The sequence below is a fragment of the Streptomyces sp. ActVer genome, from assembly GCF_027270795.1.
GTDB classification, from domain to species: domain Bacteria; phylum Actinomycetota; class Actinomycetes; order Streptomycetales; family Streptomycetaceae; genus Streptomyces; species Streptomyces umbrinus_A.
The window spans coordinates 1-2,722 of record NZ_JAPWHT010000761.1 but is presented as its reverse complement, the minus strand read 5'-3'; the positions used below and the strand labels follow the sequence as shown (position 1 = coordinate 2,722).

The window sequence follows — 2,722 nt, the reverse complement described above, 5'->3', positions numbered from 1 at the left end:
TCGCCGACGCCACGGCGACCGCCGCGGCCCAGGGGCCGGACCAGGAGGATCCGGCAGGCAACTGCGGGGCCGACCCGATCATCACCCCTCCGCTGTACGGGCGTTGGCACGCGCTCACCTCCCGGCTGCTCACCAACCGTGACGGCACGCCGATACCGGCGCCGGAGAACCACAACTGGATCCACCGTCTCAACCTGGACCCGCGGTTCCGGGGCGCCGCGAACCTCGGCGCACAGGTCGTCCGCGCACGCGAGGAAGAGCTGATGGCCGCCGCCTGGGCACAGATCGGCGACGTACTGGTGGCCAACGGCCGGATCCGCGCCGCTCAGCTCGCCCGGGAGGTCGGGCACGTGCTGCAGACCAGACACCTCGACCCGCCGCAGGGCGGCAGTCCGGCGGCGCTGGCGGAAGCCCCCGTGGCCGCGTCCGGGCGGTCCCTCACACTGACCGCGCCTACCCACTCCCGGCTGACCACCACCACGGCCGACGAACCCGACACCCTCGCGGCCGGGCTGTCCGCGGACCCGGCTTCGAAGGTCGCGGTCGGGTTCCGGGTGGCGGCCAGCCAGGTCGCGGCCGCGCCGGTGTCGTCGGCGATGCGGCGGATCACCCGGCCCGGAGCGCGGCTGATGCGGTCCCTGCAGTTCCCCGATGAACGGCCGCCGTCGGCACTGCTGGCGCGGATGGACGCGGCGAGCGACCCGGTCACCGCCGCAGTGGCCAAGGCGGCCCCGGGGGCGCTGGTCACCCCCGCGCGCCTGCGAGATGTGCTGCACCCCGGCGGGGGCACCGGTGCCGACCCGGTCGGCGGCCTTCCGCGCAGCCCCGACTTCGTGCTCCGCTCGCTCGACGACCCGGTCGCCCCGCACCCCGGCAGCACGGACAGCGCCGAGGCGACCCGCTTCAAGGCCGCGCTGCGCGAACTGCACCAGGGACTCGACACCGGGACGGCCGTCGGGCAGACCGGGTTGCGGCGGCGGCTCGGCGTGGTCTCCGCCACCACCGCGGTACTCTCGGGCCTGCGCGCCGACGAGACCGTTCCGAAGACGCTGCTCGGCTCGGTCAGCCTGCCCGAGCGGCTGCGTCCGTTCGCCGCCGAGTTCACCGAGGCGATGGCCTACCCGGTCTTCGACCTGCCGACGTACCAGCCTCTGCTGGACCTCTCGGTCGACGCCCTGGTGCCGAACCTGAACCTGCTCCCGGCGAACTCCATCACCCTGCTGGCGAACAACAGGGAGTTCATCGAGTCCTATCTGGTGGGGCTCAACCACGAGATGGCCCGCGAGCTGCTCTGGCGGGAGTACCCGACCGACCAACGGGGCACGCCGTTCCGGCAGTTCTGGGATCCGGCGGCCACACTGCCCACGCCGGGCGAGACCGCGGAGCAGCGGCGCGAGCGCGGCTACGACGTGCCGCCCATCCACCGCTGGTCGCCGGCCGCACGGCTCGGCGACAACGACAACCGGCAGTCCGGCGGCCCGCGTCCGGACGATCTGGTCCTCGTCGTCCGCGGCGAGCTGCTGAAGAAGTACCCGACGGCGGCGATCTACGCGCACAGGGCGCAGTGGCCGCCCGGCCCCGACGGCCGGCCCGACCCCACCCAGCAGCGGGAGTTGGTCGAGCTGCCGCAGGACGGACCGCCGTCGCCGGAGCAGGTCCTGCTGCCCCTGTACGAGGCGAAGGTCGAGCCGGACATCTATCTGCTCGGGTTCGATCTGGACGCCGCGCGGGCGCTCGGCCACGCGCCGGACGACGCCGGCTGGTTCTTCGTGCTCAAGGAGCGCCCCGGCGACCCGCGGTTCGGCGTCGACGACGGACCGCCAACCCATGTCGAGGTCTGGAACGACCTGACCTGGGACGACGTCGACCCGCACCGGCGGGGCTTCCTGGAGATGGACCCGGACGTCTCCGTCGCGCTGGCGAGCTTCGACGGCTCCGAGGACGACCCGGAGAAGCAGGAACAGCGCGCCGAGGACGAGAACCTGCCGCTCTGGTTCGCGGGCCTCGGCTCCGCCGACCTGGCGTACATCCTCTTTCAGGTTCCGGTCCTGGTGGCCGTACACGCACAGGAGATGTTGCCGCGATGACCGCCCAGCTCAGTGATGACTTCCCGGTGCTGCTCGGCCCGGTCCGGATCGAGACCCGGTTCACCGCGACGGAGTTGCTCGTCCGGGTGTTCCCGGACGAGTGGCAGGTCGACAAGTTCGAATCGCTGCCCACGGAGGCCGAGGTGGCCGCGCTGGACGCGTACTGGGCCGCCCGCTGGGCCGCGGGCGGGCGGGCGGACGCCCTCCAGGCCGCCTGGCAGGAACTGGTCGGGCGGATTCCGGCGGGCAGGGCGGCCTGGCTGCTGAAGACCCGTACTCCGGCCAACCCGGCCGAGGAACCGGTCGGAGTGCCGGCCGACACCACCGTGCTGGTCGTCCGCAGCACCGCGGCTCCGACCCCCGGCGACCGGCAGGCGGCGATCACGTACTGGACCGCGGTCTGGCGGGCGCACGGCGACCGGAGCCGGCTGCGGCAGGCGAACGACGCGCTGCTCGCCGCCGTGAACACCGACCGGGCGAAGGCCATTCGGGGCCGCCGTCCGTCCGGGACGGACGCCGCCGCGGTGAACCGGAGCGACAAGGTCACGGTCGCGTTCCTGGTGCTGCTGCCACCCGCCACCGCCGAGCTGGCGGCCGAGTCGTGGACGCAGGCGGCCGGGGCCTGGCTGCTGCCC

2 pseudogenes are annotated in these 2,722 nt (G+C 73.7%); both read left to right on the top strand.

Annotated elements, in window-relative coordinates:
• Positions 1–2,087: pseudogene (locus tag O3Q52_RS51715) on the top strand (hypothetical protein); the annotation flags it as partial.
• Positions 2,084–2,722 (top strand): annotated as a pseudogene (locus O3Q52_RS51710) (hypothetical protein); the annotation flags it as partial. The pseudogenes O3Q52_RS51715 and O3Q52_RS51710, both read left to right, overlap by 4 nt.